The 25,898-nt window shown below is 60.4% G+C and carries 18 protein-coding genes; 10 read left to right on the top strand and 8 right to left on the bottom strand.

Going from position 1 to position 25,898, the window contains the following annotated elements; all coding sequences use genetic code 11:
* Nucleotides 1–14 precede the first annotated feature (14 nt).
* The 6 genes from fdnG to GTP46_RS17435 all read right to left on the bottom strand — a co-directional run bounded on the left by fdnG (nt 15) and on the right by GTP46_RS17435 (nt 9,976).
* Nucleotides 15–3,086, bottom strand: coding sequence for a formate dehydrogenase-N subunit alpha (fdnG, locus tag GTP46_RS17410; RefSeq protein ID WP_161007911.1), 3,072 nt, complete (start codon nt 3,084–3,086; stop codon nt 15–17).
* Nucleotides 3,087–3,225: 139 nt separating this feature from the next.
* Nucleotides 3,226–4,641 (bottom strand): histidine-type phosphatase, encoded by a 1,416-nt coding sequence (locus GTP46_RS17415; protein WP_161007912.1) that lies wholly within the window; start codon nt 4,639–4,641, stop codon nt 3,226–3,228.
* The gene (locus GTP46_RS17420; RefSeq protein ID WP_161007913.1) at nt 4,642–6,735 is read right to left on the bottom strand and encodes a TonB-dependent siderophore receptor; all 2,094 of its coding nucleotides are present in this window, start codon (nt 6,733–6,735) and stop codon (nt 4,642–4,644) included.
* Between the two features lie 94 nt (nt 6,736–6,829).
* Nucleotides 6,830–7,732 (bottom strand): carbohydrate kinase family protein, encoded by a 903-nt coding sequence (locus GTP46_RS17425; RefSeq protein ID WP_161007914.1) that lies wholly within the window; start codon nt 7,730–7,732, stop codon nt 6,830–6,832.
* A 1-nt stretch (nt 7,733) separates the two neighbouring features.
* Nucleotides 7,734–8,945 carry an AGE family epimerase/isomerase gene (locus GTP46_RS17430; RefSeq protein ID WP_161007915.1) on the bottom strand — a complete coding sequence of 404 codons (1,212 nt, stop codon included), beginning with the start codon at nt 8,943–8,945 and terminating at the stop codon, nt 7,734–7,736.
* Nucleotides 8,946–8,947: 2 nt separating this feature from the next.
* On the bottom strand, nt 8,948–9,976 hold the full coding sequence (locus GTP46_RS17435; protein ID WP_161007916.1) for a LacI family DNA-binding transcriptional regulator: 1,029 nt from the start codon (nt 9,974–9,976) through the stop codon (nt 8,948–8,950).
* 226 nt (nt 9,977–10,202) lie between these two features.
* On the opposite strand from GTP46_RS17435, the gene GTP46_RS17440 reads away from it, so the two are divergent.
* The 4 genes from GTP46_RS17440 to axe2C are packed head-to-tail and all read left to right on the top strand — an operon-like array spanning nt 10,203 to nt 16,615.
* Nucleotides 10,203–12,395 carry a beta-glucosidase family protein gene (locus GTP46_RS17440; RefSeq protein WP_161007917.1) on the top strand — a complete coding sequence of 731 codons (2,193 nt, stop codon included), beginning with the start codon at nt 10,203–10,205 and terminating at the stop codon, nt 12,393–12,395.
* 18 nt (nt 12,396–12,413) lie between these two features.
* A complete protein-coding gene (locus tag GTP46_RS17445; RefSeq protein WP_229258995.1) occupies nt 12,414–13,736 on the top strand; it encodes a glycoside hydrolase 5 family protein in 1,323 nt (440 codons plus the stop codon).
* Nucleotides 13,733–15,598 (top strand): GDSL-type esterase/lipase family protein, encoded by a 1,866-nt coding sequence (locus tag GTP46_RS17450; protein WP_161007918.1) that lies wholly within the window; start codon nt 13,733–13,735, stop codon nt 15,596–15,598. The genes GTP46_RS17445 and GTP46_RS17450 overlap by 4 nt, the downstream gene beginning before the upstream one ends.
* A gap of 3 nt (nt 15,599–15,601) precedes the next feature.
* On the top strand, nt 15,602–16,615 hold the full coding sequence (gene axe2C, locus GTP46_RS17455; protein ID WP_161007919.1) for a bifunctional acetylxylan esterase/glucomannan deacetylase AxeC2: 1,014 nt from the start codon (nt 15,602–15,604) through the stop codon (nt 16,613–16,615).
* Here axe2C and GTP46_RS17460 read toward each other — a convergent pair.
* Nucleotides 16,602–17,285 (bottom strand): LrgB family protein, encoded by a 684-nt coding sequence (locus GTP46_RS17460; RefSeq protein WP_161007920.1) that lies wholly within the window; start codon nt 17,283–17,285, stop codon nt 16,602–16,604. The genes axe2C and GTP46_RS17460 overlap by 14 nt on opposite strands.
* Nucleotides 17,282–17,686, bottom strand: a complete 405-nt coding sequence (locus GTP46_RS17465) for a CidA/LrgA family protein (RefSeq protein WP_229258996.1) — start codon at nt 17,684–17,686, stop codon at nt 17,282–17,284. The genes GTP46_RS17460 and GTP46_RS17465 overlap by 4 nt, the downstream gene beginning before the upstream one ends.
* 74 nt (nt 17,687–17,760) lie before the next feature.
* Here GTP46_RS17465 and GTP46_RS17470 point away from each other — a divergent pair, with 74 nt between their 5' ends.
* From GTP46_RS17470 to GTP46_RS17495, 6 genes are all read left to right on the top strand, one after another.
* Nucleotides 17,761–18,648 (top strand): LysR family transcriptional regulator, encoded by an 888-nt coding sequence (locus GTP46_RS17470; protein WP_161007921.1) that lies wholly within the window; start codon nt 17,761–17,763, stop codon nt 18,646–18,648.
* Nucleotides 18,649–18,875: 227 nt separating this feature from the next.
* Nucleotides 18,876–20,126, top strand: a complete 1,251-nt coding sequence (locus GTP46_RS17475; RefSeq protein ID WP_161007922.1) for an ABC transporter substrate-binding protein — start codon at nt 18,876–18,878, stop codon at nt 20,124–20,126.
* Between the two features lie 107 nt (nt 20,127–20,233).
* Nucleotides 20,234–21,148: a carbohydrate ABC transporter permease gene (locus GTP46_RS17480; RefSeq protein WP_161008084.1), complete on the top strand. Its 915-nt coding sequence runs from the start codon at nt 20,234–20,236 to the stop codon at nt 21,146–21,148.
* Complete coding sequence (locus GTP46_RS17485; protein WP_161007923.1) at nt 21,145–21,963, top strand: carbohydrate ABC transporter permease; 819 nt, start codon at nt 21,145–21,147, stop codon at nt 21,961–21,963. The genes GTP46_RS17480 and GTP46_RS17485 overlap by 4 nt, the downstream gene beginning before the upstream one ends.
* A 14-nt stretch (nt 21,964–21,977) precedes the next feature.
* The gene (locus tag GTP46_RS17490) at nt 21,978–23,117 is read left to right on the top strand and encodes an ABC transporter ATP-binding protein (protein WP_161007924.1); all 1,140 of its coding nucleotides are present in this window, start codon (nt 21,978–21,980) and stop codon (nt 23,115–23,117) included.
* Between the two features lie 44 nt (nt 23,118–23,161).
* A complete protein-coding gene (locus GTP46_RS17495) occupies nt 23,162–25,798 on the top strand; it encodes a TonB-dependent receptor (protein WP_161007925.1) in 2,637 nt (878 codons plus the stop codon).
* Nucleotides 25,799–25,898 lie beyond the last annotated feature (100 nt).

Below are 25,898 nucleotides of genomic sequence, written 5' to 3' on the forward strand. Positions count from 1 at the left end.
ATCTCCTCCGGCCGTTAAGCTTTTTCCACTTTCACCAGGAACGACTTCGATTCCGGTGTCTGCGAATTACCGTCGCCCACAACAGGCGTCAGTGTGTTAACCAAGTAGCCCGGTTTAGTGAGCCCCTTGAAGCCAAAGTTGATCGGCAGGCCAACGTGGTGCATCGGTTTGCCATCGATGGTCAACTGCTTGATACGCTTGGTCACCACCGCTTTCGCAATGATGTAGCCGCGTCCCGACGACACTTTCACACGGTCGCCATGCACCACGCCGACTTCCTTGGCCAGCGCTTCGCCGATTTCGACGAACTGCTCCGGCTGAATAATGGCATTCAGACGCGCGTGCTTGGTCCAGAAGTGGAAGTGCTCGGTGAGGCGATAGCTGGTCGCCGCATGCGGGAACTGCTCCTTCTTGCCCAACTTCTTGCGGTCGTTCGGGAACATGCGTCCGGCCGGGTTGTTGAAGGCTTTCGGATTGTTCGGGTGCAGCGGGTTATGCCCGATCGGCGACTCGAACGGCTCGTAGTGCTCGGGGAATGGACCCTCCGCCATGGCGTCGCGCGAGAAGAAGCGTGCCACGCCTTCGGCCAGCATAATGAATGGACCCATGCCGTTTTCCGGCGGTTCATCCACTTTGAAGTCCGGCACGTCCGCGCCGCCCCAGTTGGTGCCGTTCCACGCAATCAGCTTGCGGGTCGGATCCCACGGTTTGCCTTTCGGGTCGCAGGAGGCGCGGTTGTACAGCACGCGGCGGTTGGCCGGCCATGCCCACGCCCAGTTCAGCGTCTGGCCGATACCGGTCGGATCGCTGTTGTCGCGGCGGCCCATCTGGTTGCCCGCAGCCGTCCACGAACCGGCGAAGATCCAGCAACCGCAAGCCGTGCTGCCGTCATCCTTCAACTGCGCGAAGCCTGCCAGCTGCTCGTTCTTCTTCAGGATAACCTTGGTCGGATCTTTCGGATCGGTGATTTCCTTGAGCGCCTTGCCGTTGTACTCCATCGCCAGTTCTTCCGGGCTAGGGGAGGCCGGGTTAGCGTAGTTCCAGGTCAGGTTCAGAATAGGATCGGGGAATTTGCCGCCGTCGGTCTGGTACGCCTTCTTCATGCGCAGGAACAGGCCTGACATGATTTCCAGATCGCTCTTCGTCTGGCCAGGAGCTTCGGCGCCTTGCCAGTGCCACTGCAGCACGCGCGAGGAGCTGACCAGCGAGCCGCGTTCTTCCGCGAAGCAGGTGGTCGGCAGGCTGAATACCTCGGTCTGGATTTGCGCCGGATCGACTTTGTGGAAGTCGCCGTGCGGTTTCCAGAACTCGGAGGTCTCGGTCTGCAGCGGGTCCATGATCACCAGCCATTTGAGCTTGGACAGTGCATCGGTGGTCTTCTGCTTGTCCGGCGCCGATGCCAGGATGTTGAAGCCCTGGCAGATGTAGCCGGTCATCTTCCCTTGGATCATCAGCTCGAACGCCTGCATCATGTCGTACGGCTTATCCAGCTTCGGCAGGTAGTTGAAGGCGTAGTTGTTTTCCTCGGTCGCAGCGTCGCCCCACCAGGCCTTCATGAAGGAGACTAGGAATTTCTTCGAGTTGCTGTAGTAGCTCAACTGGTTGGGACGCAGCGGTTTCAGCGCGCGCTTGGCAACATACGCATCCCAATCCTGCTCGGCCTCACCCGGAAGCGTGAGATAACCCGGCAGCATATTGGTGAGCAGGCCAAGGTCGGTCAGACCTTGAATATTGGAGTGACCACGCAGCGCATTCATGCCGCCGCCAGCGATACCCATATTCCCGAGCAGGAGCTGTACCATGGCGCCGGTACGCAGGGTTTCCGCGCCGGTCGAATGCTGGGTCCAGCCCAGTGCATACAGGATGGTCGCGGCGCGTCCCGGCACTGCGGTCGATGCCAGCGCCTCGGCCACGTGATGGAATTTTTCCGGCGGCACGCCGCAGGCTTTCTCCACCATCTCGGGCGTGTAGCGCGCGTAGTGCTTCTTCATCAGCTGATACACGCAGCGCGGATGTTCGAGCGTTGGGTCGATCTTGGCAAAGCCGTCTTCGCCCATCTCGTAGTTCCAGCTGCTCTTGTCCGTGTACTTGTTCTTCTCGTCGTCCCAGCCCGAATACAGGCCGTCGTTAAAGGCGAAGTCCTCGCGCACGATGAACGGCATGTCCGTGTAATTGCGGACGTAGTCGTGCTGGATTTTGTCGTTGGTGAGCAGGTAGTTGATGATACCGCCCAGGAAAACGATGTCCGCACCGGTACGGGTAGGGACGTAATAGTCCGCCACCGAAGCGGTTCGGGTAAAGCGCGGATCGACCACAATCAGCTTGGCGCCGCGATGCGCCTTGGCTTCCGTGACCCATTTAAACCCGCAAGGGTGTGCTTCTGCTGCGTTGCCGCCCATGACCAGGATGACATCAGCATTCTTGATGTCTACCCAGTGATTCGTCATCGCACCACGTCCAAATGTCGAGGCAAGACCTGCCACCGTTGGACCGTGTCATACACGTGCTTGATTGTCGAATGGGAGCATGCCAGTGGCACGCATCGTTTTATGGGTTAAGTAGCCTACTTCATTGGTACTGGCCGATGCGCATAGCATGCCAGTGGTGGTCCAGCGGTTGACGGTTTTGCCGTCTTCGGTCTTTTCGACGAAGTTGGCGTCACGGTCCGCCTTCATCAGTTTAGCGATGCGGTTCAGCGCATCATCCCACGACATCGGCGACCATTCGGTGGCGCCGGGTGCGCGGTACTGCGGCGCGAGCAGGCGATTCGGCGAATGGATAAAGTCGATCAGGCTGGCGCCTTTCGGGCACAGGGTGCCGCGATTGACCGGATGGTCAGCGTCGCCTTCGATGTGGATGATGCTGGCCGCTGCATTCTTGGCGCCATCGCCAAGGCCGTACATCAGGATGCCGCATCCGACGGAGCAGTATGGGCAGGTGTTGCGGGTTTCGGTGCTGCGCGCCAGCTTGTACTGCCGGACTTCGGCCAAAGCCGTTGCCGGTGCAAAGCCGAGGAGCGCGATACTCGAACCCGCGATGGTCGCGCCAGTCACCCGAAGGAACTGGCGTCTCGACATCTGGTTCATGGTGTCGTCCTCTCTTTTAGGTCTGGTGACCATCAGAGTCTAGCACCGGCAACTAGCGATCCGCGAGTGTAGATTTGTATTAATTGTTGCTATTCGGCCAGAAATACCTTTTGGTATAGAACATTTGATAATCTTGGTTTTATTTATAACAACGTTTCAACTGCTTATAGTCGTAGAAGTGGCTGGCGGCGCTGATTTTGGCGTGCTTGCAGGCCGCTTTGAAGTCAGCTTCCTGCTCGTTGTAGAGCAGGCGCACCAGCGTGCGGCCGGCAGCATTTTGATAGACGTCCCACTGGAGATTGGCGGCCATCGGCGCGACTTGCGCACCGCGCCAGCTGCTGGCCTGGTAACTGTAAGTCGTCGCGCGCGGCAGCTGGGTGGACATGCCGGGTAGGCCGAAAGCGCTGGCCAGCGGTACGACGATTTCTGCGTGGGCGAAGCGCAGCTTGGCGGCGTGAGATAAATCGCCGGCGGCGATGGCGTCGGTCTCTTTGAAAAAATCGTCGAGCAGCGGCGCGGCCATGCGCCAGGTGACGTCGCCGTTTTCCGCGATGCCCGGACCTTTTTCGTAGAAGGCGATGGCGTCTTCCGCTTCAGCGTAGATGATGGCCTGCTCGGGCGGCATGTACTGGCTGAAGTCCGTCGAGAGTTCGGCGCGCATGTCGGCGGCGGCCGCATACAGCTCGTACAGTGCCAGTGCCGCATCGGTGGCGTTGGCGATGACGGTCTTGCCGTCGCCGGTCAGTGTGTTGGTGAATTTGCCGTCAGCGCTGGTGTAGCTGCGCGTGCCGGTGTTGGCGGCGCTGCGTTGGCCGGCGTTGAGCGCTTCGATGAAGGCTGGCGTGAACAGGCGCGCCAGCGTGGCCTGCGCGGCGGGGTGCAATTGCGGCTGCGCGTGGATTGCGTCCTCGCGCGCTTGCAGTTCGTCGCTCTTGACCCAGCGCTGGTAGGCCAGGCTGGATTCCGTCACCAGCGTATCGTCCTTGGCATTCAGTTTGTGGAAGTAGAGCGTGAAGCGGTCTACGCCTGCATCGACCAGCGGCGCGAGCGCAGGTTGCTGCTGCACCAGCGAGCGGCTAAAGAAATAGCCGCTATCGACCGCGCGGTCTTTGCCGGAGGTGACGACGACGAATTTCCGTTTGCCGCTTTCGGCGTCGCGGAACAGTTGCGGCATGCGCGCGCGCAGGCGCTCGGCGAGCTGCGTGTGTTCGGCGATGCCCTGCATGGTCTCATTGCCGTAACCGGGCTTGCTGATGCCAGCCACACCGTAGCCGAGCAGCGCGTTCGCCTGCATCATCTGTTCGATGTCCAGTCCCAGCGTGCGGCCCAGTGGCGTGAGGGCATCTTCCTTCTCCGCCAGCTGCCACAAGTTGTACAGCGCAAAATCAGTCTTGAAACTGCTCAGCCCCCGCGAACCATGACGCGCCAGCATCTGCGTGTAGACGGCCTTGTAGCCGGCCGGTGGAGCTTCGTAGCTGGCGCTGGCCTGCTGCGGCGCGTACGGTGTTTTAGTCGTCAACAGCAGTGACAGTGCGAGGGCGGCAGTATTCATCATTTAGAAGTCTACGCGAACATTGACGCTGGCAGTGCGCGGCGCGCCGATGTTCAGGTAGTTCTCCTGATAGTAGGTCCAGTACTTGCGGTTGGCGATGTTCGAAATATTCGCGCGCACGCTGATCATCTTGCCGAAGTAGCGATGACGGTAGTTGAAGCCCGCATCGAACAGCGTGTAAGCCGGCAGCGTGTTTACATTGGCTGCGTCCATCGCCAGCTCGCCCAGATACTGGGTGCCCACGTGCAGCGCCAGGCCTGGCGCCACTTCGCGCCACGTCGCCTGTACCGAAGCCTGGCGGCGCGGCGCACCGACGGCGCGTTTGCCGCTGTAGCCGGCGGCCGCGTTTTCCAGCGTCGCGTCCAGCAGCATGATGCCGCCTTCGATTGATACGTTCTTCGCTGCCTGCACCACGGTATTGAACTCGAAGCCTTGGTACTTGGTTTCGCCGTCCATCACGTAGAGGTTGGCGGCGTTGGTGTACTGCGCGCCGCGCTCGATGCGGAACAGCGAAGCGGTGGCGTTCCACCAGCTGCGCTCCGTCTTCACGCCGACTTCCGACTGCTTGCTCTTGATCGGAGCGAAGGTCTGGTTGGCGTTGACGGTGGACGTCGGCGCGTTGGCTGCCTGCTCCAGCGCTTCCACGTAGCTGGCGTACAGCGTGGTGTCGGCGGCCGGCTTGTACATCAGCGCGACGGTCGGCGTGGTTTTGTTGGCGGAGTAGTTGGCGGTCAGCGCGCCCTTGTTCGAGTAGGCGTTGTCGCTGAACTGCGTGTAGCGCAAGCCGCCCAGAATCGACCAGTTGTCGTTGAACTTGAAGGTGTCGCTGGCGAACACCGCTTCCTGGCGCGTGGTCTCGTCACGATAAGTACCGCCGCTGTAATTGATGCCCCAGACGTTGATGATGGTCGGCGCGTACAGGTTGCCGGTGCCCAGATAGGTCTTAGGCGTCACCACCGAAGAAGTCGAGACGAGGTTTTGCGACATCACACCGAACACCACATCGTTGCTGCTAAAGTTGCCGTTGATGGTGGCCTGCACCTGGTCGAAGTGGTAGCCGTGCAGCTCGGAGGTAACGCGGTCCTTGTAATCGCCGGCGTTGCTGGTGACGTAGTACTGGTCCTTCTTGTACACGCGGGTCGAATCCGAAGTGCGGTAGGACGCATTGGCTACCCACTGCGGCGCGATGCGGTACTCGATGCCGGTGGTGGCCAGCGTGTATTCCACATCGCTGCCTGCACCGACGCTATTCAGTTTGCTGTCGCCGTCGATCGGCGTTGGAATCTTGTAGGCTGGTGCGATGATGATATCGGTGCCGCCTACGCTGTGGCGGCGCTGGTAGATCGCATCGTAGGTCAGTGCGAAGTCCTTGGTCACGCGCCACTCCAGGTTCAGGCCTGCGGCGTTGCGTTTGATCGAACCGCTTTCCTGTTTCAGGTCGCCGTCTTCGTGCAGCAGGTTGAGGCGATAACCAAAGCCGCCTTCTTCGCCGAGACGGCCGCCGGTGTCGATATGCTCTTTAATCGCGCCGCTCTCCTGGTAGCCCATCGCTGCGCTGAAGCTTGGGCTGGTGGTAGGACGCTTGCTCACATAGTTGACGATGCCACCCGGCGAACCGAAGCCGTACATATAGCCGGTCAGGCCTTTCATGGCTTCCACGCTTTCAAACATCTCCAGCGGCATTTCGGTGCCGCGGTTGATGTTGGCCAGGCCGTCGATCTTGTAGCCGTTCAGGTCATCAAGGCGCAGGCCGCGCATCTGGATGGTGGCCGGGTGGGTGGAGATTGGCGGCGAGATGGCCGTTACCGATGCGTCGTATTTCAGTACTTCGGAAATGCTGGTGGCGAGACGGTCCTCGATCTCTTCACTGGAAACGGCCTTGGTGGAGAAGGGCGTATCCAGTTCCGACTTGCGACCCAATGCACCGCTGCTGACGCTGTCGCCGAGTTTTTTCTTCTCGACGGTGGCTTTAACTTCGACCGTGGACAGCGCACCGCCAACGTCTTCCGCCATGGCGGAGAAGTGGAGGGCGCACAGGCCGGCGGCGGCTAATGCCAGTTGCAGACGGGATGGAGTGAAAGGCGATTTCGAGGACATGAGTAACCTGGAGAGTGTGCAAAGCTCGCAATCTTATCGGGCGTATATGACGCCCGTATGACGCTGCTCCAGGTCCCAAACGATTTACATCGTTTTACAACAGCCGTTCGATATCGGCCAGCGAAGGTGGCGACGCGCCTTGTGCCAGACAGGCCGCAGCACCGGCGGCCACCGAGAACTGCAGATGCTGCAACGGCGCCACATCAGCGCGATGCATCATGCTCCACGCCAGCGCGGCGATGCTGGCGTCACCCGCGCCGACGGTATCGACAATGGTGATCTTCGGCGCCGGCAGCGACCAGCTCTCGCTGCCCACATGCAGCTCCGCGCCGTCGCCGCCCTTGGTGTACAAGTAGGTTGCAGCTGGATTCCAGCTGCGCAGCGTGTTGAAAGAACCGTTGATATCCCTGGTGCGGAACAGGCCTTCCAGATCTTCTTCAGATACTTTAACAACGTCGGCCAGTTCCGTCATGCGGCGCAGCGTGGCGTCGTAGCTGGCGTCCATCAGCAGGCGGTAGTTAGGATCGTAGCTGATGCGCACACCTTCACGCTTGAGCTGCTCGGCCAACGCCACCAGCTTGCTAGCAAGTGGTTGCCGCGCCAGACTGATACCGCCAAAGTGCACCCACTTGCAGTGCGCGCGCCAGCCTTCCGGTAGTTGTGCCGCATCGAAGTGCAGGTCGGCGCTGTCGTCACCGACAAAGAAATAGGCTGGCGGATCGGTGCGATGCACGATCGCCAGCAAAGGAGATTTCTGATAACGCTGCAGGAAGCGCAGGTCCAGCCGCGCTGCTTCGCTGGCCTGCCACAGCGCGTCGCCGAAAACGTCGCTGCTAATGGCGCCTGCGAACGCGGTCGGTACATCCAGCTTGGCCATGGTGCGCGCCACATTCCACGTCGAGCCGCCGACCTGGCTAAGCCACTGCTGCTGTGCGGCGTCCTGCACGATCATATCGGTCAGCGCTTCGCCCGCCGCCACAAAAGAAGGGAAGCTCATCTCAGTCTTTCTTCAACACGTTGAGCACTTCGTAGCAGGCGCCCATGGTGTGATAGTCCACTTTGCCGGCCGGGCTTTTCTCGTCGGTCAGCTTGCTGTTGTCTGCACCGAGGATGCGATACCACGCGCCATGCTGGTGATCGACGAAATGCTCCCAGCTGTAAGCCCAGATCTTTTCATACCAGGTCCAGTAACGCGCCTCGCCGGTACGTGCGGCCAGCAGTGCGGCAGTGGCCATGCTCTCGGCTTGCACCCAGAAGTATTTGAGATCGTCGCAGATGCTGCCGTCCGGCGCGAAGCCGTAGTAGATGCCGCCGTGCTGGTGATCCCACGCCTTGGCCAGCGCCGCATCGAATAGCTCCACTGCGCGCGGCAACAGCCAGTTCGGATTATTAGCGAGGTGCGCGCCGTGGCGCTCCAGCAGCAGCAATAGCTTGGCCCATTCGGTCAGGTGGCCCGGCTGATAGCCCCAAGGACGGAAGATATTGCTCTTGTCGTGGCGGTTGTATTCCGTATCCACGGTCCAATCGGAATGGTAGTGTTCCCACACCATATTGTCGGCCAGTGCCGCCTGTCGTACGGCGATGTTGTGCGCCAGCGTTTCGGCGCGCAGCAGGTAGGCGCGATCGTTGGTCGCTTCGAAGGCGGTGATCAGTGCTTCGCAAGCGTGCATATTGGCGTTCTGGCCGCGATAACCGTCGACGCGCGACCAGTCGGCGCTCGCTTCGTCGGCGTACAGGCCATGCAGCGGATCCCAGAAGCGCTTCTCCATCAGTTCAAAGGTTTCGTCGATCCATGGTGCGGCTTGGGTTTCGCCAGCCATCAGCGCGTGGCTGTACGCCAGCAGCACGAAGGCGAGGCCGTAGCAGTGATTGGTGCCGTCGGTGACGCGGCCCTCGCCGTTGTTCCAATCCAGCTGCCATGCGTAGCCACCGGTTTCAGGATTGCGGTGCGCGTTGCGCAGGAAAGCCAGCGCGTGGCGCAGCCGCTGCCGATCATTCGCATCACCGAACTGTCGCCACGCCATCGCATAGTTAAAGACGAAGCGTGTGCTGCTGACCAGATGGCGCGTGTGCGCATCGTAGATCGTGCCGTCGTCTTTGTAGAAGTGATACAGGCCGCCGCTAGGATCGGTGCAGCGCGCATCATAGAATTGCTTGGTATGGCGAATGTGGTTCAGCAGGGTAGTGCGCGATCGGAAATCAGGGGCCATCTTCAGGTCCGTTTGAAAGTTACCAGGTTCTTGGGGCGCCAGCCGTCCATCACGGTACTGGCGCGGGTGATTAACTCCACCGGCGACACTTTGTCCACCGGCTCTTCATGCGGGCCATTGAGCAGCAGTTCTACGCCCAATGCGCCTAAATTCTTTTTATCGATGCGCAGCGTGGTCAGGGGACGGTGCCCCAGCACGGCGGTCGAAATATCGTCGAAGCCGACAATGGCGATATCGTGCGGCACCTTCATGCCGCGCGCTAAACAGCAGCGCATCGCCACCAGTGCGGCGCTGTCGTTGTAGCAGAACACCGCGTCCGGCGGATGCGGCAGGTCCAGCAGCTGCTCCATCGCTTCCCATGCGCCGGTCTCCAGGTCCACGCCATCCGGCAGATGAGCTTCCAATCGCGGATCGGCGAGAATGCCTTCTTCGAACAGCGCTTGCCGGTAGCCGCGCGCGCGTTCGCGGATTGAGTAATGCGACAGCGGGCCGGAGATGAAGCCGACGCGCATGCGGCCGGTGTCGATCAAATGTTTAGTGGCGAGGTAGCCGCCCATCATATTGTCCGGATTGACCGAGCTGTAACCGCGCAGCTTCATATCGATCAGCACCAGCTGCTTGCCGGTCGAGCGCAACGCGCTCAAGGTCTCCGGTTCAAAGAAGCCTGCGCACACAATGCCGTCCGGCGCGTGCATGCGGATTTGATCGATCAGGCCATCGGCCGGACCCACCGCCATGAACGACAGCACAATCCCTTGCTTGCGGCAGGCTTCCTCCGCACCGTGCAGCACTGGGGAGTAGAACGGGCTGCTGGACGCCGTGTTATGGTGGCGATGCAGCAGGAACGTCAGGCGGCGCAGGCGTTTCGGGCGTAGCTTGCAAAAATCGTAGCCCAGTTCACGCGCGGTTTCCAGCACCATCTGGCGCGTGGCTTCGGTCAGGCCGGGCTCATTTTTCAATGCGCGCGAAATCGTACCCGCCGACACGCCAGCGACGCGGGCGATATCCCTGATCGTTACGTTGGTGGCCATTTTTCTTATGTCTCCCCGATGTGATTGAAGTCTTGCATAGGCTTCCGATGACGGTCAAACAACTCATCGACTTAGCCTTTGAGTTTAGCGCAATTTACTAAACAGACTGCGTTTAGTGAAGATGGCTAAACTGCGACCAAATTTCGCATGTTGTTTGACCCGCGTGCGGCAACTATGCAGAATCTTTTCAACATTACAAAAACAAGCATCATAAAAAGGAGACTGTATGAAGTTGAAACTGGCGATCGCACTCGCCCTGGCTGCCATGTCGGCGCAGGCGGCGGAACCGTGGATGGACAAGTCGTTGAGCGCCGACCAGCGCGCGGAACTCGCGCTGAAAGCGATGACGCAACAGGAAAAGCTTCGATATGTGCTGGGCCATTTCGGCTCCGACTTTGGCAACAAGACCAAGAAACACCCGGCAGCGCTGCCTTCCTCTGCCGGCTACATCGAAGGCGTGCCCCGTCTCGGCCTGCCGGCCCTGTTCGAGACCGACGCCGGTTTGGGCGTTGCCACCCAAGCGACCAAGACCCCGCGTGAACGCACCTCGTTGCCTTCCGGCCTTGCCACTGCTGCGACGTGGAACCGCGAGCTGGCCTACCAGGGCGGCGCGATGATCGGCGCGGAGGCGCGTGCTTCCGGTTTCAACGTCATGCTGGCGGGCGGCGTGAACCTGTTGCGCGAACCGCGCAATGGCCGCAACTTTGAATACGCAGGCGAAGATCCGCTGCTGGCCGGGACCATGGTGGCGCAGCAGGTGAAGGGTATCCAGTCGAACCACATCATCGCCACCACCAAGCACTACGCCGTCAATGACCAGGAGACCGGCCGCTTCGTGCTCGACTCGCGTATTGACGATGCGAGTAACCGCATGTCCGACCTGCTGGCCTTCCAGTTCGTGATGGAGCAATCCGATCCCGGTTCGGTCATGTGTTCATACAATCGCCTGAACGGCGTGTATGCGTGCGAGAGCGATTACCTGCTGAATCAAGTGCTGAAAAAAGACTTGGGCTACAAAGGCTACGTGATGACCGATTGGGGTGCGACCCACAGCACGGTGGAATCGGCCAACGCGGGCTTGGACCAGCAGTCGGGCTGGGAGTTCGACAAGTCGCAGTACTTCGGCGGCGCGCTGGAAGAAGCAGTGGCCAATGGCCACGTGTCGCAGGCGCGTCTCGACAACATGGTGTTCCGCGTGCTGCGTGCGATGTTCGACAAGGGCGTGGCGGACAACCCTGTTGCGGAAGGTGGTGCAATCGATTTCAACGCGCACAAGCTGGTTAGCCGCGCCGACGCGGAAGAGAGCATGGTCTTGCTGAAGAACGCGGGCAAGGTGCTGCCGCTGAAATCCAATGCGAAGAAAATCGTCATCATCGGCGCGCATGCTGATGTGGGCGTGCTGGCTGGCGGCGGTTCGTCGCTGGTGTATCCGGTCGGCGGCAACGCCGTGCCGGGTATTGAGCCGACTGTGTGGCCGGGACCTGTGGTGTATCACCCATCTTCGCCGATGAAGGCGATACAGGCGCGTGCACCGGGCGCGCAAGTGGTCTACAACGATGGCAAAGATCCTGCCGCCGCAGCGCAAGCAGCAGCGGGTGCGGAGGTGGTGCTGGTGTTTGGCCAGCAGTGGGTAGGCGAATCGCTGGACGCGGTGTCGCTGGCGCTGCCGGACAATCAGGACGCGCTGATCGCCAGTGTGGCCAAGGCCAACCCGAATACCGTGGTGGTACTGGAGACTTCCGGTCCGGTGCTGATGCCGTGGGTAGACCAGGCGGCGGCGATTGTGCAGGCGTGGTATCCGGGTACCGCCGGTGGCGAAGCGATTGCGCGCGTACTGTTTGGTGAGGTGAATCCGTCGGGACACTTGCCGGCGACGTTCCCAGCGGCGGAAAGCCAGCTGCCGCGTCCTAAACTGGATGGCGATCCGAAAAATGAAGCTGTGCGCTTCACCGTCAATTATCACGAAGGCGCGGCGGTCGGCTACAAGTGGTTCGACCTGAAAGGACTCAAGCCGCTGTTCCCGTTTGGTCACGGCTTGTCGTACACGCAGTTCACGTACTCGGGACTCGTGGCCAGCCAGAAGGACGGCAAGCTGTCGGTTAGCTTCAAGATCACCAACACCGGCGCAGTGAAAGGCAAGGACGTGCCGCAGCTGTATGTGGCGCCGCTGAACGCCAAGTGGGAAGCGCCTAAGCGTCTCGCTGGCTGGGACAAGGTGGAACTGGCGCCGGGCGAAAGCAAGGAAGTCAGCGTGACCGTCGACCCGCGCCTGCTGGGCGTGTACGACAGTCGCAGCAAGACCTGGCGCATCGCCAAGGGCGGCTACAAAGTCCTGCTGGCGCAAGACGCGTCGGATGTCAAAGCCGCCAGCATCACCATACAACTGCCGCAGCGCACGCTGAACGTAGCAGGCAAATAAAAAACCAAGGAGCGAAACTTGAAACAACTTTATAAATTTTGTGCCGCTGCACTGATGATCGGCGCGGCCGGCATGATCGAGGCGGCACCTGCAGCGGGCAACGACTTTGTCACCGTCAAAAACACCCACTTCGCCCGCAGCGGCAAGGCTTACTACATCGTCGGCGCTAACTTCTGGTACGGCGGCTATCTCGGCGCAGCCAGCGGCGTGGGGGAGCGCGCGCGGCTGCTGAAAGAACTGGACAACATGAAGGCCCTCGGCATCAACAACCTGCGCGTGCTGGCGGTGTCCGAGAAGACCGAGATGACGAGCGCCGTCAGCCCGGCCACCACCGCAGCACCGGGCCAGTACGACGAGAACCTGCTGGCAGGCCTGGACTTCCTGATGGCGGAAGTAGCCAAGCGTGATATGACGGTGGTGCTTTACCTGAACAACTTCTGGCAATGGTCGGGCGGCATGACGCAGTACCTGAACTGGTTCGAAGGCACGCCGGCGCTGGACCCGAACGTGACCAGGGACTATGAAACCTTCATGCAGAAGAATGCAGGTTTCTACCGCAACGCCGCTGCGCAGGCCGAGTATCGCAACGTCATCGCCAAGATCGTCAAGCGCGTGAACACCATCACCGGCAAGCCGTACACCGAGGACACACACATCTTGTCATGGCAGCTGGCCAACGAGCCACGTCCGGGCAACAGCAAATCGACGCCGGAAGAAAAAGCTGTTTATGTGAAGTGGATCGACGACGTGGCGGGCTACATCCATAGCCTCGACAAAAACCACATGGTCAGCAGCGGTAGCGAAGGCCTGGCTGGTTCGGCACAGGATGCGCAGCTCTACCTCGACGCCCACCGCACGAAAAATATCAACTACCTGACCTATCACCTGTGGCCGAAAAACTGGGGCTGGTTTGATTCCAACAACCCAAGCGGCACCTGGGATAACGCCATCGGCAAGAGCCGCGATTACCTGAACACGCACATCGAGCTGGCCAAGAAGCTGGGCAAGCCTATCGTGTTGGAAGAATTCGGCCTCGATCGTGATGGCCCGTCGTTCAGCATCAAGGCCACCACCAAGATCCGTGACCGCTTCTACCGCGAAGTATTCGACGTGATCTCGACCCGCGCGGCGAAAGGCGATCCGATTGCCGGCTTCAATTTCTGGGCATGGGGCGGCGCGGGCCGCGCAGCCAACGCGGATTACTGGTGGAAGCCGGGTAATGACTTCGTCGGCGATCCGCCGCAGGAAGAGCAGGGCTTGTATTCGGTATTCGATTCCGACGTCAGCTCGCTGTTGCTGATCAAGGAGTATGCGGACCGCCTGCACGCAATCAAGCGATGAAGCGCTTCCTGGCCTTGCTGGCGCTGGCCGCCAGCTTCAACGTGCACGCGCAGAAGTTCGACGGACTGGCCGCCTCGCCGCAAATGGGCTGGAACAGCTGGAACACCTTCGCCTGCAATATCAACGAACAGCTGATCCGCGACACGGCGGATTCGATGGTGAAGCTTGGGCTGAAGGACGCGGGCTACGAGTACGTCAACATCGACGACTGCTGGCACGGCAAGCGCGATAAGGATGGCGTGATCCATCCCGATGCGGAGCGCTTCCCGTCCGGGATGAAGGCGCTGGCGGATTATGTGCACAGCAAAGGCCTCAAACTGGGCATCTATTCCGACGTTGGTGCAACCACTTGCGGCGGCCGTCCGGGCAGCCGTGGGCACGAGTATCAGGATGCGATCACGTATGCGTCGTGGGGCATCGACTACGTCAAGTACGACTGGTGCGACAGCAAAGGCCTGAACGCGGTCGGCGCCTACACCACCATGCGCGACGCCATCCGCAGTGCGGGCCGGCCGATGTTGTTCAGCATGTGCGAGTGGGGCGACAACAAACCGTGGGAGTGGGCGACGGATGTTGGCCACTCGTGGCGCACCACCGGCGATATTTATCCATGCTGGGATTGCGAGTTCAGTCACGGCTCTTGGTCGTCGCTAGGCGTGCTGCGCATCCTCGACAAGCAGGCGGGCTTGCGCAAGTTCGCTGGGCCGGGCCACTGGAACGACATGGACATGCTGGAAGTCGGCATGGGCATGACGGAGGATGAGGACCGCGCGCACTTTGCCATCTGGGCGATGATGGCGTCGCCGCTCATCTTGGGCAATGACTTGCGCAGCATGCCGGAATCCACACGCCGTATCTTGTCCAATAAGGATGTCATCGCGATCAATCAGGACAAGGCGGGCATACAGGCGTGGAAGTTCATGGACGCTGGCCAGCTGGAATACTGGGCCAAGCCGCTGGCGAACAACGAGTGGGCGGTGATGGTGCTGAATCGCGGCGAGCAGGCGGCCAACGTGAACTACGACTGGAAGGCGCACCAGCTGAGCGATGACCTGAGCAAGCGCGAGGCGGACTTCAAGCAGATGGTCTACGACTGGCGTGATATCTGGGGTGGCAAATCGGGCGACACTGGCAAGAAGCTGGAAGCCAAGGTGGCGCCGCATAGCGCGCTGCTGTTGCGCCTCAAGCCGCAGGCGGTGGATGGTGCGGCATGCGGCACCACGCCTGCACCACGCAAGTTGAGCTACCCGTGGATGTCGCGCGAGCAGTGGCAGCAGATGTTCGAGGAAGACGTCGCCGTGGCGGAAAAGGGTGGCGTGGATCTGCTGTTCGTCGGCGACTCGATCACGCAGGGCTGGAACCGCGAGGTGTGGGACCGTTCGTTCGGCGGCTGGCGCACTGCCAATTTCGGCATCGGCGGCGATCATACCGGCAACGTGCTGTGGCGCTTACAGAACGGTCACGCGGAAAAGCTGCATCCCAAGCTGGTGGTGCTGACGGTGGGCGTCAATAACCTCGGCTTTTGCAATGCGACGCCGAAGCAGGCTTTCGATGGCGTGAAGGCGGTGGTAGCGCAGCTGCGCAAACTGTATCCGGATGGCCGTATCCTGCTCAACGCCGTGCTGCCTTTCGGGCAGTTTTCAAATAGCCCTACGCGCTTGCAGGTGGTGGAGCTCAATCGACTGGTCGCCACGCTGGGCGACGGTAAGCAGGTGATCTTCCACGACTACTGCAGCAGCTTCCTGCAGCCGAACGGTGAAATGTCGCCGGAAGTGATGGGTGATTTCCTGCATCCGACCGCCAAGGGCTATCAAATCTGGGCCGACGCCATGCTGTCTGATATACGCAAGCTGATGGAGTAATCAATGTTTTTTGCCGCCGCCATTCTCGCAGCCTCGATCACCGCCGCCGATCCGCACGTTACCCGCATGGGGCGCGCTGCGGTGGAGGCGGATGGCGGCGTGCGGTTCAGCTATCCCGGCGTCAGCTTCTTCCTGAATTTTGAAGGAACTCGCCTAGGCGCCGTTGCGCAAGCCAGCGGTGACCAGAGTTATCTTGACGTGATTGTAGACGGCGCTGAACGCAGGATTCATCTCGGCGCGGGCCGCCAGTCGATGGCGCTGGCCGAAGGTTTGCCGGCTGGCCCGCACACGGTGGAAATCGTCAACCGCTCGGAAACGTGGCAAGGCAATGCCGCGCTACTTAGCTTCGACACCGATGGCGCATGGCGCGACGCGCCAGCGCTCCCGGACCGTAAGCTGCTCCTGCTGGGTGACTCCATCACCTGTGGCGCGGCGGTCGACCGCGTGGCCGGCGAAAAGAAAGCCGGTGCATCATGGGCCAACCCGCGCGCCAGCTACGGCATGCTGATGGCGAAGCAGCTTAACGCCCAAGTGCAACTGGTGTGCTACGGCGGCCGTGGGCTGGTCCGCACCTGGGATGGCAAGACGGATGACCTCAATCTGGCCGACTACTACAATATGGCGCTGCCGACGCAGCCTGCATCTGTGCCGTGGGACCAGCGCGGCTACCGGCCGGACGCCATCGTGGTCGCCATCGGCACCAATGACATGAGTAGCGGCATCGTTGAGCGCGAGCCTTACGTGCAAGCCTACGTCAAGCTGGTACGCACGCTGCTGCAAGACCATCCGCAAGCGCAGATCATGCTCACTGAAGGCGCCATGCTGCAGAATGAAAAACAGGCTGCGCTACGCAGCTACATTGCGGAAACCGTGCGCGTAGTTGGCGACCAGCGCGTGCACGCCATCGCCTCTACCGGCTACCCCGGCGACAGTGTGGACAGCCACCCTACCAAAGAGCAAAGCATCAGCATCGCCAACGACCTGCTGCCGCAAGTGCGCGCCGTCATGCACTGGTAAGCAGGTGCCCCAGCAGCGGCGCCAGTAGCACCATCAGCACACCGCTGAAAATCATGGTGAGACTGGCGACCGCACCTTCCTGCGCGCCGATAGCGCGTGCTTTGCTCAATCCAAAACCATGCGCCGCTGCGCCATATGGCGCACCGCGCGCAATCCGCATCCGTAGCGGCAAGCGGGCCAACAGCACTTGCCCAAGCAGGATTCCGAACAAGCCTGTGATGATCACAAACACGCCGGTCAGCTGCGCCGAGCCGCCCAGATGACGCGTGGCTTCCAGCGCAAACGGCGTCGAGACCGAGCGCGCCAGCAGGCTTTGCGCCATGCTGCCGTGCAGGCCAAGCAGGCGGTCCAGCAGCAGCGTGCTGCCCAGCGACGCAATGATGCCGGCCACGCTACCCAAGGTCAGCGCCAACCAATGCTGCTTGATTAATTCGCGATACTGGTAGATCGGCAGCGCAAACGCCACCGTCGCCGGGCCCAGTAGCCACGACAGCCAGCGCGTGTCGCCGAAGTAGACGGGGAAGGGTGTGGCCGACAACTGCACCGCTGCGATCAGCACTGCCGATGTGGCGATGGCCGGTGTCAGCCACCAGCGCGGATAACGCTTGTGCAAAGCCAGGTTAGCGTAGAACAGGCCAAGCGTCAGCAGCAGGAACAACAACGGCTTCATGGCAAACCACGCTCTTTGCGCAGGCGGCGCAAACGCAGGCCGCGCTCAAAACGGCATACCCACTCCACTGTCAACGCAGTAGCAATCATCACGCAGGTGAAGCCGATGCCGATGGCAGCGAACAGCCGCCAGCCGTCTTCCTTCAGCAAACCAGTGAACTGCACCACCGACACCACCAGGGGAATGAAGAACAGCAGCATATTCGACAGCAGCCAGTCCGCGCCCTGTTCAATCGCGGTGGGCCGCAGTACGCCGCCCAGCAGTAGCGCGACCATCACCAGCAGGCCAACCACGCCGCCGGAAAAGGGTAATCCGAGCCAGGCTGCCGCGCGATCCGCCGCATACCACGCCGCGATCAGCCCGAGCACCTGCATCAATGTAAAGGCAATACGTTTCATCATGCCATTCTAGGCGGAGCAGAATCAAAGATGAAATGAATTAAAATTATGAAAATCATTCTAGATTGGAATAGATCATGGACATCCGCGCGCTGCGCTATTTCGTCGCTGTCGTCGACCGTCAAAGCTTCAGCCGCGCGGCGGAAGCGCTGCACGTGACCCAGCCCACAGTCAGCAAAATGATTCAGCAACTGGAACAGTCGCTCGACCTCACCCTGTTGGAGCGCACCGGCAAGCGCTTTACCCTGACCGACGCCGGTCACGTAGTCCTGCAACGCGGTCGCGCGCTGCTCGCCATGCACGAAGAAATGGGCGTGGAGCTGCAAGACCTGCAGCAGCTGCGTCGCGGCGACCTGCGCATCGGCGTGACCCAGCAAGCACACGCACCGCTGGCGCCACTGCTGGCCGCCTACCATCGCCGCCATCCGCAGATTGAACTCAAACTGTTTGAAGGCGGTTCGCAGAGCATAGAAACAGACCTGCGCAGCGGCGTGCTGGAAATGGGGACCTTGCTGGACCACCCGGCCAATCAGGAGATCTGGCAGGAGTTCGACTCCTTCCCGCTGGTGCGATCGCCTATGTGCCTGCTGGCGCCCAAGGACTCCGCATGGCGCGGCCGCAAGCGCGTGGCCTTGCGCGAGTTGGCCGATAGCGCCTTCATTTTTTATGGCGAAGGTTTCGCGCTGAATGACATTATCGCCGACGCCTGCCAGCGCGCGGGATTCACGCCGCGCATTAGTAGCCGTAGCGGCCAATGGGACTTTGTAGCGTCGCTGGTGCGGCTGGGTGTGGGCGTTACGCTGCTGCCCAAGGTTTTCTGCGACACGCTGGAGCAGGGCCAGTTCACCATCGCCAAGTTGACGGAGCCGTCGCTCGATTGGAAGCTGATGCTGGCCTGGCGGCGCGGCGGCCAGCTGTCCTTCGCCGCGCGCGCGTGGCTGGAACTGGTGAGAAGCAAGGCGTAGATCGCGCCTTACAACAGTCGCCTCCACCTTTTTGTTAAGTTTTGTAAGCTTTTCTTGCGTAGCGTTGCAGCGCGCGGCGCGGCTGTACCCTGCGGCGTTAGGAAATGTAATCGCTGCGAAAGACGAAGCCAATAAATTCAATGGCTTAGCTATCGCGGTAGCGCAGGTGCTGTTACGTAAAAGGCAAGCTAAGATGGTCCCATCGCTGTTATGAAAGGGACTTACGAATGCCGCTCCGCCGCTTGCTCCGATACGCTTTGATGCTCGCCCTGTGCTCCGCACCAGCCGCCCGTGCCGGCACGCTGGTGATCGAGAGCTGGCGCGTGGACGACAAGACGCTGTGGGAGAAGGTGCTGATCCCGGCGTTCGAAAAAAACCATCCGGGCATCGAGGTGAAGTTCGCGCCAACCGCGCCGACCGAGTACGACTCCAGCCTGGCCGCTCGGCTGGCCGGTGGCACCGCCGGCGACTTGATCGCCTGCCGCCCGTTCGATGTATCGCTGTCGTTGTACAAAAAAGGCCATCTCGAAAAACTGGACGGCAAGGCCGGAATGCAGAACTTTGCGCCGACGGCCACGGTGGCATGGCAGACCGACGACGGCAAAGATACCTTCTGCATGCCGGTGGCCTCGGTGATCCACGGTTTTTTATATAACAAGAAGATCTTCAAGAAGCTCAATCTGCAGCCACCGCAAACGGTGGACGAATTTTTCTCCTTGCTCGAAACGCTGAAAAAGGCCGGCGTGACGCCGCTGGCGCTGGGCACTGCCGACCAGTGGGAATCGAGCCAAATGGTTTATACCAATATCGGTCCTAACTTCTGGCGTGGTGAGGAAGGGCGCAAGGCGCTCATCGCCGGCAAGGCCAAACTGACCGATGCACCGTTTGTCGAAGCACTGCAATTCGAGCAGCGCATGGGTGGCTACCTCGGTCGCGGCGCCAGCGCGCAAACCTATGGCGACAGCCAGAACCAGTTTGCGCTGGGCCGCGCCGCCATCTATCCGAGCGGCTCTTGGGATATCTCGTATTTCAGCCAGACGCCGGGACTGGAGCTGGGCGCGTTTGCGCCGCCGGTACGCAAGGCGGGCGATGCCTGCTTCATCTCGGATCACATGGACATCGGCATCGGCATCAACAAAAAGTCCCGCAACAAGGATGACGCCTTCAAGTTCCTGGCGTGGGTGGGATCGCAGGAGTTTGCGGATATCTACACCAACCGCGTCACCGGCTTCTTCTCACTGTCGAACCATTTGATTTCGGTGCGCGATCCGGTGGCCAAGCAAATGGCGGAGTGGCGCAACAGCTGCGCCTCCACCATTCGCTTCAATGCGCAGGTGCTGAATCGTGGCCAACCGAGCATGGAGAGCGAACTTTGGAATATCAACTCGCAGGTTTTGAACGGCAAGCTGGCGCCGAAGGATGCGGCGATACGGCTGCAGAACGGTTTTGCCAAGTGGTACAAACCACAGCAAAAGTAGCGTCACACAGAATCCCTCCCACTGATTACGTGTGATCCAGTTGGCCGGCGCCGGGCGCGGCGCCGGTTTTTTTTGTCCGAATTCTGGAGGTGGTTTTGAAGCATGTTGTGAATACGGTGCGGCCCTGGCAGTTGCTGCTCTTCCTGGCGCCGGCATTGCTGATCTATGGCGTGTTTAGCGCGCTGCCGCTGGTGCAGACGCTGGGGCAGGGCTTCTTCGTCGCCGACGATAGCGGCCGCGCGGCATTCGCCGGCCTCGATAACTTCCGCACGGTGCTGCTGGATCCTGACTGGTCTGCAGGCTTCTGGAATGCCATGGTCAATAACGCCAAGTTCTTTTGCCTGCATATGCTGCTGCAAAATCCTATCGGCCTGTTGCTGGCCACTTTGTTTAGTTTGAAAGGGCTGCGCGGCGCGCGCACCTACCGCACGCTGATCTTTTTGCCGACGCTGCTGTCAGTGGTGATCATCGGCTTTATCTGGCAATTGATCCTGTCGCCGCTGTGGGGCGTGGGCGAGAAGCTGATGGGCTTTGCCGGCCTGGCCGATTTCTTCGCGCCGTGGCTGGGCGAGGAGGAGAGCGCGCTGGTAGCGATTTCGATGGTCTCGGTGTGGCAGTACATCGGCATGCCGATGATGCTGATCTACGCGGCGTTGCTGGCGGTGCCGGATGAAATCGTGGAGGCGGCGCACGTGGAGGGCGCCAGCGCCATGCGCATCTTCTGGCAAATCAAGCTGCCGCTGATTTATCCGACGCTGGGTCTTGTCACCATCCTGACCTTCGTCGCCAACTTCAATGCGTTTGATTTGATCTACTCAATCAAGGGGGCGTTGGCGGGGCCGAATTATTCGACCGACATTTTGGGAACCTTGTTCTACCGGACCTTCTTCGGCTATCAGGCGCAGGTGGGCAATGCCTATCTCGGCTCCGCCGTCGCCACGCTGATGTTCCTGGTGATCCTGGCTGGCGTGGGCGTTTATTTTGTTGGCGTGCAGCGCCGTTTGACGAGGTTCGCATTATGAAGAACCGCTTGATGGTCCACGGTGCACTGATGGCGTACACGGTGCTGGCGCTGTTCCCGATTGCGCTGATCCTGATTAATTCGGTCAAGTCGCGCGAGGCGATTTTTGACGATCCGCTGGCGCTGCCGACGATGGCATCGCTGACCTTTGTCGGCTTCCAGAAGGTCCTCGCCAGCACTAACTTTCTGCTTTATTTCGGCAATAGCCTGGTCGTTACGTTGGCTGCGCTGTTCTGCATCCTGCTGTTTGGAGCGATGGCTGCGTGGGCGCTGTCGGAATACAGCTTCAAGGGCAACCGCGTGCTGATGCTGTTCCTTGCGTTTGGCATCATGATCCCGATCCGGCTTGGCACGGTGTCGATACTGGAGCTGATGGTCAAGCTGGATCTGGTCAACACGCTGACGGCGTTGGTGCTGGTGTACACGGCGCAGGGACTGCCGTTGGCGGTGATGATCCTGTCCGAATTTATGCGGCAGGTACCAACGGAGTTGAAGGACGCGGCGCGTTGCGACGGCGTCGGTGAAGTGCGCATCTTCTTCCAGGTGGTGCTGCCGCTGATACGGCCTGCGATTGCAACGGTGGCGGTGTTCACCATGATCCCGGCTTGGAATGACCTGTGGTTCCCGCTGATCCTCGCGCCGTCCGACCGCACCAAGACTGTCACGCTGGGCGTGCAGCAATTTATCGGGCAGTACGTCACGGACTGGAATTCGGTGCTGGCGGCGCTGTCGTTGGCAGTGATCCCGATGCTGGTTTTGTACGCGCTGTTCTCGCGCCAACTGATACGCGGCCTGACGGCAGGCGCTGTGAAATAAGGAGAAGTCCCGCAATGGCAAGTGTAAGTTTAAAACAGCTGCGCAAATCGTATGACGGCAAGAGCGACGTATTGGCCGGCATTGATCTGGACATCGCGCATGGCGAATTCGTGGTGCTGGTTGGGCCGTCGGGCTGCGGAAAATCCACGCTGCTGCGCATGCTGTGCGGTTTGGAGAGCATCACTGGCGGCACCATGCAAATCGGCGAGCGTACGGTGAATGATCTGCCGCCAGCGGAACGTGGTATTGCGATGGTGTTCCAGAGCTATGCGCTGTATCCGCATATGACGGTGTACCAGAACATGGCTTTCGGCCTCAAAGTGGCGGGTAAGGACAAGGCGGCGATCAAGCAGCGCATCGGCGAAGCGGCCGCCATCCTGAAAATCGATCACTTGTTGGAGCGGCTGCCGCGCGAGCTGTCTGGCGGCCAGCGGCAGCGCGTGGCTATCGGTCGCGCCATCGTGCGTGAGCCGCAGCTGTTCCTGTTCGATGAACCGCTCTCCAATCTGGATGCCGCTTTGCGGGTGCAGACGCGGCTCGAAATCGCCAAGCTGCATCGCCAGCTGGACGCCACCATCGTCTACGTCACGCACGACCAGGTGGAGGCGATGACCTTGGGCGACAAGATCGTCGTCATGCACGAAGGGCATATCCAGCAGGCTGGCTCACCGCTGGACTTGTACCAGCAGCCGTGCAACCTGTTCGTGGCGGGTTTTATCGGCTCGCCCAAAATGAATCTCATGGCCGGTAGCGTGATCGATGCGCATGCCGGTGGCGTCTCAGTGCTGCTGGAGGGCGGCGAGACTGTGCGCGCTGCGGTCGACGGTAGCGGCATGCAGGCAGGCGACAAAGTCACGCTCGGCCTACGGGCGGAGCACATCAGCGAATCGCGCAGCGGTTCGGAAGTTTTCACCGGCGAGGTCAGTGTGGTCGAACACCTGGGCGAAGCCAATTACATCTACGTCTGCCACGAAGGCAGGGAAGACGTAGTAATACGCGGGGATGGCGAACGCCATGTCGCGCCGGGACAGTCCATCACCTTCTCGGCCGAGAGTACTGCCTTCCACGTGTTTGACGAAAAGGGCGAGGCGCGGCGGCGCCTCCGCCCCGGAAATATGGTGTCGGCGCCGCGCGGCTTGATGCGCAGCGCTTGATACCACGGGAGTTCTTTTACTTTTCAAAAAACAGGGAGAATTGAATGAGCAAGCCGGTACTAAAGAAAAAAATACTACCTCACGTGATCGCACTGGCGCTGGGCGGCGGCATGATCGCGCAGGTCCACGCGGCGGAAGCGGTCGCAGAAGAAGCGCAAGCGGCGCAAGCCAGCGATGCTGTACCGGCTGCAGAAGCCAACACCGTGGAAGTGCGCGGTATCCGCGAACGCCTCAAGCACAATCTCGCCGAGAAGCGCGATGCGGGCAATGTGATCGACACGGTCACTGCGGAAGAAGTGGGCAAGTTTCCAGACAAGAACGTGGCTGACTCGCTCCAGCGCGTGCCGGGTATTTCGGTGGACCGCACCTGGGGCGAAGGCCGCGACATTTTTGTGCGCGGCACCGACAAAAACCTCAACCTCACGCAGCTGAATGGCCAGGCAGTGGCTTCTGGATACTGGTGGAAGAACGATTCGCAAAGCCGTGGCTTCAACTACGACATCCTCGCCTCGGAACTGGTGGGCAGCATCGATGTCTACAAGAGCCCTTCGGCGGATCTGGATGAAGGTTCGATCGGCGGCTTGGTCAACGTGAAGACTCGCAAGCCGTTCCAGCTCAAGTCTTTCGTGGCGCAGGCTTCGGTGGAAGCGACTTACAGCGCGCTGCCGAAGAAAACCGATCCACAGTTGTCTGGCCTGATCAGCTGGACCAATGACCAGAAGACCTTTGGCGCGCTGCTGGCGATCAGCAAGCAGAAACGCACTATGCGCCGCGACGGTCTGGAAAACTTCACCGATTCGACCAAGTACAACATCGTCGACCAGAATGGCGCAGTAACGCCGGGCGCCTATGCATCGTGGGGTGGTGGTTCGGCCATCTTCCGGCAGGACCGCGAGCGCACCACCGGCAACTTGACCTTGCAGGCGCGCCCGAACGCCAACACCGACATCTCGCTGAACTACATGAACTCTGATATGAGCATGGACAACAGCAACCAGAACTATCTGTGGGAAGCGGGCGGCTTGGCGGATGCCAAGGGCAATATCCAGGTCACTAATCCGAAGTTCATTACCACTTCGGACGGCACCAAAGCACTGGTCGGCGGCACCGTTGGCCCAACCGGTGGCGTGTCGTTCGAGCCTATCTTCCGCCAGTCGTACGTGAAGTCGGAAGTGCTGGACCTGGAAGGTACCTACGATGCGGACAACTGGAAGTTCCACGGCCAGGCCGGCACCACCAAAGGCTCCGGCGGCAGCAACCATGACCGCAACTTCTGGTTTGTCGGGAATACCCGCACCACCTTTAACATCGCGCCGGATACCTACGAGGTCAAATACCAGGATATCAGCCCGCTCGATCCAAGCAAGTTGACGCTGCAAAGTGCGCGCGACTGGGTGCGCCGCATGGAGACCAAGGAAAACTACGCACAGGGCGACCTGACGCTGGACCTGAACGGCGATTTCTTCAAATCGATCAAGGTGGGCGGAAAACTGCGCGACACCACGGTGCAGAACCGCCGCATCATCGGCACCGCCGGTCCGGGCAGCCCTGGCTGGATCTCATACTCGCTGGCGGATCTATCGACCGGCGCTTCGCCAAAACTGAGCCAGGAAGCCGCCACCGCCGGCTCGCTGACGCAGTATGCATGGGTGGATGATGGCCTGGCCGCTTCCAAAGGTTTCACCATGTACGACAAGGCCATGACGTACGCCGAAGCCAAGGGCGAGTACTACAAGATCAAGGAGAAAATCTACGCGACCTACCTGCGCGCCGACTTCGCAACCGGCCAATGGCGCGGCGACTTCGGCGCCCGCGTGGTCAAGACTGACCAAACCTCCGAGGCCTACCAAGACCTGAGCGGCAACGGTAACTATGTGCTGGGCGACGTTAAACGCAGCTACACCGACGTGCTGCCTAACCTGAACGCGGTCTACAACGTCAGCAAAGAACTGCTGGTGCGAGGCGCGATTGCACGCGTGATGGCGCGTAATACTTACAGCGATTTGAGCGCCAGTACGGAGGTAAGTGGCACTACCAACGCCGCCACCGCCGGCAACCCGCTGCTCAAGCCATTCCACGCCAATCAAGGTGAAATCGGCACCGAGTGGTATTACGCCGATGCCTCGCTGCTGTCTGCCACCGTGTTCGTCAAAAAGCTGGATACTTTCATCTACACGCAGACCGCCAGCGAGAACGTGGCTGGTGTCACGCGCTCCGTCACCCGTCCGTACAACGCCAACAACGGCGCCACCGTCAACGGGCTGGAACTGCAATGGCAGCAGGCGTTCAGCAGCGGTTTCGGCGCTATCGTCAACTACACCTTCACCGATGCCAAGACCGGTGCCAATGCGGCGGGCCGTAAGCTGAATGTGATCGGCAACTCGCGCAACCAGGCCAACGTCACTGGCTTCTGGGAGAAGAACGGCTACAGCGCACGCCTGTCGTACAACTACCGTTCCAAGTCCTACGGTGCGCTGGATGAAGGCGGCCAGGATGTGACCAGCGCCTACGGCCAGTGGGATGCATCGGCTAGCTGGGACATCACGCCGAAAGTCTCGGTGTACCTGACGGCGGTGAACATTGGGAATGAAGTCATCCGCACCAATACCACCGATGGTTTGCCGGTCGGCGTGTATGAAAACGGCGCGCGCTACAGCATCGGCGTGAAAGCCAAGTTCTGATAGCGATTTCATAGCATCGCAAGCCCGATTGCCTGTATGGCATCGGGCTTTTTTCTATTACAATCGTGTCATTATTTCGATTTGGGATGTTGAGTGATCC

It is taken from the genome of Duganella flavida, assembly GCF_009857445.1.
Taxonomy (GTDB): domain Bacteria; phylum Pseudomonadota; class Gammaproteobacteria; order Burkholderiales; family Burkholderiaceae_D; genus Rugamonas; species Rugamonas flavida.